At 64.7% G+C, this 6,660-nt stretch carries 7 protein-coding genes; 5 read left to right on the forward strand and 2 right to left on the reverse strand.

Annotated elements, in window-relative coordinates:
* Positions 1–122 precede the first annotated feature (122 nt).
* Positions 123–791, reverse strand: a complete 669-nt coding sequence (locus R4P47_RS14835; RefSeq protein ID WP_283347477.1) for an SGNH/GDSL hydrolase family protein — start codon at positions 789–791, stop codon at positions 123–125.
* A 25-nt stretch (positions 792–816) separates the two neighbouring features.
* The gene (locus tag R4P47_RS14840) at positions 817–2,643 is read right to left on the reverse strand and encodes a DUF4012 domain-containing protein (RefSeq protein ID WP_283347478.1); all 1,827 of its coding nucleotides are present in this window, start codon (positions 2,641–2,643) and stop codon (positions 817–819) included.
* A gap of 461 nt (positions 2,644–3,104) precedes the next feature.
* Here R4P47_RS14840 and R4P47_RS14845 point away from each other — a divergent pair, with 461 nt between their 5' ends.
* From R4P47_RS14845 to R4P47_RS14865, 5 genes are read left to right on the forward strand one after another with little or no spacing between them, the layout of a single operon-like run.
* Complete coding sequence (locus R4P47_RS14845) at positions 3,105–4,328, forward strand: alkane 1-monooxygenase (protein ID WP_269595046.1); 1,224 nt, start codon at positions 3,105–3,107, stop codon at positions 4,326–4,328.
* Entirely contained in the window at positions 4,328–4,492 is a 165-nt protein-coding gene (locus R4P47_RS14850; protein ID WP_269595047.1) for a rubredoxin, read from the forward strand. The genes R4P47_RS14845 and R4P47_RS14850 overlap by 1 nt, the downstream gene beginning before the upstream one ends.
* Positions 4,489–4,662: a rubredoxin gene (locus R4P47_RS14855; protein ID WP_027495558.1), complete on the forward strand. Its 174-nt coding sequence runs from the start codon at positions 4,489–4,491 to the stop codon at positions 4,660–4,662. The genes R4P47_RS14850 and R4P47_RS14855 overlap by 4 nt, the downstream gene beginning before the upstream one ends.
* Positions 4,659–5,867, forward strand: coding sequence for an NAD(P)/FAD-dependent oxidoreductase (locus R4P47_RS14860; protein ID WP_269595049.1), 1,209 nt, complete (start codon positions 4,659–4,661; stop codon positions 5,865–5,867). The genes R4P47_RS14855 and R4P47_RS14860 overlap by 4 nt, the downstream gene beginning before the upstream one ends.
* A 10-nt stretch (positions 5,868–5,877) precedes the next feature.
* Positions 5,878–6,498: a TetR/AcrR family transcriptional regulator gene (locus R4P47_RS14865; protein ID WP_269595050.1), complete on the forward strand. Its 621-nt coding sequence runs from the start codon at positions 5,878–5,880 to the stop codon at positions 6,496–6,498.
* Positions 6,499–6,660: the final 162 nt, after the last annotated feature.

The raw sequence follows: 6,660 nt of genomic DNA on the forward strand, positions 1-6,660 counted from the left end.
TGTTTTCGAAACCTGTGGATAGTTCGGGGTTATCCACAGGCAGCCCGCACCTCAGCGTTCAGTACCGACTCTCATCGGCGGAATCCCGCGTTCGGCGCACGCTTCTGAACGCTGCCAACCGGCTACGTCCGCGATGCGTCCACTGCCGCAGCCACCGCGGCCGCCATGGCCGCAGCCGTACTCGCGGTGGGGTGCACCCCGTCGAAGGTGGCTCCCGGCCGGTCGAGCAGCGGCGCGAATTCGGCGACGGGTATGCCGCGCTCGGCGGCCAGTGCTCGAATGTCGTCGTTCAGGTCGTCGGCGCTGACCGTGCGCGACGACGGCACCGTGGCGATCACGACCGTGTCGACGTCGCGTGCCCGGTCCAGGATCGTGCGTAGGTTGTCGACGATCCGGGGAAGCGGAACCGACCGGGCGAGGTCGTTCGTGCCTCCGTTGACGACGAGTATGTCCGGGTTCGCCGCCAGTGCGTCGTCGGTTCGGGCGAGGATCTGCGTCGTCGTCGCGCCGTTGATTCCCAGATTGCCACCGTCGGCTGCGCGGGCATCGTCTCCGCACACGAGATACGAGTACCACGACGTGTTGCCGTGAATCCCCCAGTCGACGCGTGAATTGCCTTGCGCCATCGAGTCGCCCAGCGTCACCAATCGTGGGCCGGTGTCGTTGACGCTCCACCCGAAGCAGTGTGCGTTGCGGACCGTCAGCGCCGGCTTCTTCAGTGGTCCTGCCACGAGCGCGGCGACCAGAGCCACCCCGAGTGCCCCGGCGATCCACAGTCGAGTTCTTCGCACGCCGGGGATTCTGCCCTACCGGCGATCACGAGCAGTCCGGGAAGTCCACTTCCGTCGGTGCTGGAGCCGATTGCGGCTGAACCGGTGCCTGCGCTTCGCCGGCGACAGTCGGTTCGACGAGGTTGTACTCGATGGTCTTGGTCTGTCCCGGTTCGATGACGACCGGCACGTAGAACACCGGATGGCCCCGTTCGGCAGCGGTCAGCAGAAACAGTGGAGTTCCGTTGATCGTGGCGTCGGTCAACGTTGCGCCCCGAGTTGCGTACAGTGCCACCACCGATCGGTTGGTTCCCGGAGGTCCGTCGTATCGGGTGGAGTCGTTCTGTCTGCCGGCGATGTAGGTGGTGTAGTCCTGCAGCGGAGCGTTGTTGGTAGTCTCGGCGACGACGCGGGTGGTACGCGTCGGGCCGTCGCAGGACTGCGCGGAGTAGGTGACCTTGCGCTGCAGGTAGTAGTCGAGCTTGCCGCCCGCACCGTTGTTCACCACCACCGCGGCGTACGGGTCGGGGCTGTCGGGAACTTCGTGGCCGATCTCGGTCGGACCGAGGATCGCTTGGAGTGCCGGGTCCGCGCTCCACACGGAGATGTGGCCCTCACTAGTGGCTTTGCCGAGCGCTTCGAGCAGCGCACTGGGAGAGCCGATGTTGCCCTGCATCTTCGCGACCACCCGGGCGGCGATGTCCTGCAGGTAGGCCTTCCGTGCGGCATTGTCGTCCTGGAAGCGGAAGTAGGCGTCGGACTGCGTGATCCGGACGACGTTGGATCCGTCGATCACTTCGCCGTCGCCCATCGTGATGGGTCCGACGGCGTCGAGGATGTAACCGAGGGCGACCGGGTCGGTGGCCAACGCGCCGTCGAGACGCTCGCCTGTTTCCTGCTCCCACATCGACTGCCAGATCCGACCCGCGTACGGAAAGTGCGGACTGACGTTGCTGTTCTGCCAGTTCTGGGTGGGCTGAAAGCGGCTCTCGTAGAAGTCGAAGAAGTCCGGGCCGAGATCGATGGGGTCGTACGGAATCCGAAGCTCGGCATTGCTGGCCAGCGAGTCGACCGCGACCTTCCCGTCCACGGCGCGCACGATGCCGAATCCGCCTATCAATCCGCCTGTTCCGCGGGATTCCGACAGTGTCTGGAAGGCGAGAAAGTAATTGCGCGGGCCGTCCGCCCCGAGCATCGCCGGAAGAACCTCGGCCGCGATGTTCGTGTTCGTCAGCAGGGACGTCAGCTCGTGCGTCTGATCCTGCAACCGAGTTCGCGCCTCACCGACCCGATCGACGAATGTCGGTTCCTCGATTGCCTCGGCCTGGGCATCGAGTACCTCCGCTGCAGCCGCCGCCCGAGACAGCGCAGGCGAGGCGTCGCGCAGGGCGGCGATGTCGATGGAACCGTCGGGCCCACGCAGCCGACTCGGATCGAGGGTGGTGCCCACCTCCACCGAGGGTGTCAGCACATCCACGCTCAACCCGTTGACGACGTCGGTGATCTGCGAGACGACGTCCAGCGGTTGGCCCACGTACGGAATTGCGGCGGCCGCCGTCCAGATCAACGAATCGGTGGCGTCCTTCGCCTGGGTCGAGGTACGCACCGCGTCGGACACGGAGGTGTCGGCCTTCTGCGTATCCCCGGTCAATAGTGCACTTTTTGCCGCCTGGGCATGCTCGCGGGCCTGATCGAGGGAGGTGTATGCGGCATTGGCAGTGTAAGCGAGCCAGGCACCGAGTCCGAGCGCCACGACGACGAACACACCGAAACCGAGCAGGATGCGTCGACCGGAGTTCTTCTTCCCGGCTCGTCGATGCCTACTGCGACCGCGAGGGCCGTCACCGTCCAGGTTGTCGCTGTCGTAGCCCATGGCGTGGTGCGGGCCCCTTTCGCTCCGGCCAAGAGTACAAACGGTGCCGTCGCAGCGCGACACGACTCTGTCGGAGCAGGCTGCGCCGGCGTCGCACCGGCGCAGCCCTCGAACGTCAGGAACCGAGGAATGCGCTCACTGCGGTGCTGCCGCTCTCGGCGCTTCCGCTGCCGATGAGCCCGAGGATGACGTCGACGATGATCTTGGCGATGAATGCGTCCATAACTACTCCTGTTGTGAAGTACCCCCGACGGGATACAGACGGACCTACGAGCGTTGCGACCGTTTGTGACCGGCCACAACGAATCGAAAGGTAGCAGCTGGATCTGTCCAAACGGTGGCGCTGTGGGCGCCGCCACAGTCCCAAGCATTGTTTGTACAAATTTCTGATTTTGTACACATCCTGACAAATTCCGTGTATTGTCCAATCTACAGTGATCGGCCTTACACGAGGAGTAACGATGACCGCATCGAATGTCGACGATCAGGCGCAGGCGCCGGTCGCCGAGTGGCACGACCGAAAGCGATACCTCTGGCTGATGGGTTTGATCCCACCCACGGCGGTCTTCCTGGCCACCGGCCTGGTGTGGGCCTTCAACCAGCTCGGCTGGACCGCCGTGTCGCCGGTCTGGTGGTGGATCGGCGCGCTGCTGGTCTACGGACTGCTTCCGATCCTCGATCGCTTCTTCGGTCCCGACGGTGACAACCCACCCGACGAGGTGATGAAGGCGCTGGAGGAGGACAAGTACTACCGCTACTGCACCTACGCCTACATTCCTTTCCAGCTCGCCAGTCTGGTGTTCGCCTGCTACCTGTGGTCAGCGAACAACCTGTCGTGGCTCGGCATCGACGGTGGACTCGGCCTGATCTCGAAGATCGGCCTGGCCATCAGCATCGGCGTAATGGGCGGAGTCGGTATCAACACCGCGCACGAGCTCGGCCACAAGAAGGACAGCCTCGAGCGTTGGTTATCGAAAATCACTCTGGCACAGACGTTCTACGGCCACTTCTACATCGAGCACAATCGCGGCCACCACGTTCGCGTCGCCACTCCCGAGGATCCGGCGAGCTCGAAGTTCGGCGAGAGCTTCTGGGCCTTCCTTCCTCGAAGCGTGTGGGGCAGCCTGAAGTCGTCCTGGGAGCTGGAGAAGACGCGCATGGAGCGACTGGGCAAGAGCACGTGGAGCATTCAGAACGACGTGCTCAACGCATGGCTGATGTCGGTGGTTCTGTACGGGGTCCTGATCGCGGTGTTCGGTCCGATCGTATTGCCGTTCTTGATCATTCAGGCCATCTACGGATTCTCACTGCTGGAGACGGTCAACTACCTCGAGCACTACGGCCTCCAGCGTCAGAAGAAGGAGAACGGCCGCTACGAGCGCTGCACTCCCGAGCACAGCTGGAACTCCGATCACATCGTGACCAACATCTTTCTGTACCACCTTCAGCGCCACAGCGACCACCACGCCAATCCCACCCGCCGATACCAGACTCTGCGCAGCATGGACGGGGCACCCAATCTGCCGAGCGGCTACGCGAGCATGATCTCACTGGCCTACTTCCCACCGGTGTGGCGAAAGGTGATGGACCACCGCGTTCTCGACCACTACGACGGTGACATCACGAAGGTCAACATTGCGCCGTCCAAGCGGGAGAAGATCCTCGCCGCGCACGGAGCGAAGTGATGGCCGCGTTCGAGTGCCCGGTGTGCGAGTTCGTCTACGACGAGACCAACGGTGCTCCGCGAGAGGGTTTTCCGGCGGGAACACCGTGGGCGGACGTACCCGACGAATGGCCGTGCCCCGATTGCGGAGTGCGCGAGAAAATCGACTTCAGGAGTAAGGCATGAAGCTCTACCGCTGCGTTCAGTGTGGATTCGAGTACGACGAGGAACTGGGCTGGCCCGAGGACGGCATCGAGCCGGGCACGCGCTGGGACGACATTCCCGACGACTGGTCGTGCCCCGACTGCGGCGCGGCCAAGGCCGATTTCGAGATGGTCGAGGTAGAGCGCGGGTGACTACTGGGCAACCCGCCGAGGTCGTGATCGTCGGCACCGGTGCCACCGGGTACACCGCCGCCAAAGTGCTACGGGCCGAGGGCTTCACGGGTTCCATCACGCTGATCGGGAGCGAGCAGGAGCCCACCTACCGTCGTCCGGCGGTGTCCAAGGAGCTGCTGATGGGCACCAAGTCGGTCGATCAGGTCCGGTTGGGTGCAGCCATCGAGGACGTGGACGTCCGCACGGGCGTCACCGCTGTCGCCGTCACCGACTCGGCCGTCGAGCTCGATCAGGGCGATCCGATCCCGTACGACGCCGTGCTGTTGGCAACGGGTTCTCGGGCTCGGCAACTCGATTTCCCGGGTCACGTGTTCACGCTCCGCAGCGCCGCCGATGTCGCACCGCTGCATGCCGACATCCTCCGCACCGGGTCGCTGTTGGTGATCGGCGGCGGATTGATCGGGTGTGAGGCGGCCGCAGCAGCCCGGTCACTCGGTGCCGACGTGACGGTGCTCGAAGCGGCATCGGCTCCGCTGAGCCGCATCGCGCCGCCGGAGATATCGCAGATGTACCGAGACCTTCACGCGGACAACGGTATAGCGATGCACACTGACGTCACGGTGACGAGTCTCGACGAGCAGGACGACGGCACCCTCCGTGCCACAGCTCAGGACGGACGCTCATGGTCGGCCGGCACCGTCCTGGTGTCGGCCGGTTCTGTCCCCAACGTCGAGCTCGGGGTGGACATGGGCCTCGAGACCGCGTCGGGAATCCTGGTCGACGCGGCTATGCGGACATCCAGGCCGAACGTCTACGCGGCGGGCGACGTCGCCGAGGTTCCCAACACCATTCTCGGCGGCACCTATCGGAGTGAGCACTGGAACGGTGCCGTCGATCAGGCGACCCGGGCGGCACGGTCCATACTCGGTCTCGACGTCGGCAGCCTCGACGTGCCGTGGGGCTGGTCGACTCAGCACGGGCTCAACCTGCAGTTCGCGGGGTGGACCGGTGCCGAGGACGAGTACGTCGTGGTTCGCGGCTCCATCGAAGATCGCCGCTTCACCGCCTGTGCGCTGCGCGGGGACACGCTCGTCGGGGCCATAGGCGTCGGCTACCCCAAGGACATCCGACAGATCAGATCCCTCATCGCGAGCGCAGACCCCATCGATCGGGAACTCCTCGGAGAAGATTGGCTGGATCGGCCCCATGCGGTCGTTCGATAGAGTCGTGTTCATGCCCGCAGCCGAACAGACGTCGACCCCCGGTCGATACCGTGAAGCCGCGTCCACTCTCGCGCGCGATACCGCGCTCGACGCGTTGCGAGAGCTGCTGAACGAGCGCAACTGGCGCAACGTCACGATGAGCCACATCGCCAAGGCGGCAGGGCTGAGCAGGCAGAGCCTGTACAACGAGTTCGGCTCACGACGCGGCGTCGCGCAGGGGTACGCCATCAGATTGACGGACCTCTTCGTGGCCATGTGCGAAACGGCTCTGTATCAGCACGAGAACGACGCGTCGGCCGCTCTGCGGCAGGGCTTCTCGTCGTTCTTCGAGCTGAGCGGCCTGGATCCGCTCGTCCGGTCGCTGCACAGCGGCGACGCACCGGAAGATCTTCTGCGCCTGATCACCACCGACAGCGAAGTGCTCATCGAGCGGGCGGGTGAGCGTCTGTCCGAGACCTTCCAGCGCGGATGGGTGGGCGCGAGCCCACGACACGCCGACGTGGTCAGCAAAGCCATCGTCCGATTGGCCCTGAGCTACATCCCCGAACCGCCCGAGGACATCGCTGCAGCGGCCGACGATCTGGCGCTGCTGCTGACCCCGTTCGTCGATTCGATCACCGCCGACAACTGACCTCGACGTCCAGAGTTCGACCTCGCCCAGTACGCCGATCTCGCCCCCGCCCCGCTCCCGCCCCCTGACCTGCTTCGGCCCCCTGACGCTCAATGTCAAGCTGTCTGGAGTCGGTTGTTGTTGATTCCGACTGTTGCGGGCGGTTGTGGTGTGCAGGGGCGG

Origin of the sequence: Rhodococcus sp. IEGM 1370 (assembly GCF_033142325.1) — a bacterium.
Classification (GTDB): Bacteria; Actinomycetota; Actinomycetes; order Mycobacteriales; family Mycobacteriaceae; genus Rhodococcoides.

Bases quoted from the DNA above. Each gene is read 5' to 3' on its own strand.
- R4P47_RS14855 (WP_027495558.1), top strand. From the start codon at position 4,489: ATGAAGCTCTACCGCTGCGTTCAGTGTGGATTCGAGTACGACGAGGAA.
- R4P47_RS14845 (WP_269595046.1), top strand. From the start codon at position 3,105: ATGACCGCATCGAATGTCGACGATCAGGCGCAGGCGCCGGTCGCCGAG.
- R4P47_RS14850 (WP_269595047.1), top strand. From the start codon at position 4,328: ATGGCCGCGTTCGAGTGCCCGGTGTGCGAGTTCGTCTACGACGAGACC.
- R4P47_RS14840 (WP_283347478.1), bottom strand. From the start codon at position 2,643: ATGGGCTACGACAGCGACAACCTGGACGGTGACGGCCCTCGCGGTCGC.
- R4P47_RS14865 (WP_269595050.1), top strand. From the start codon at position 5,878: ATGCCCGCAGCCGAACAGACGTCGACCCCCGGTCGATACCGTGAAGCC.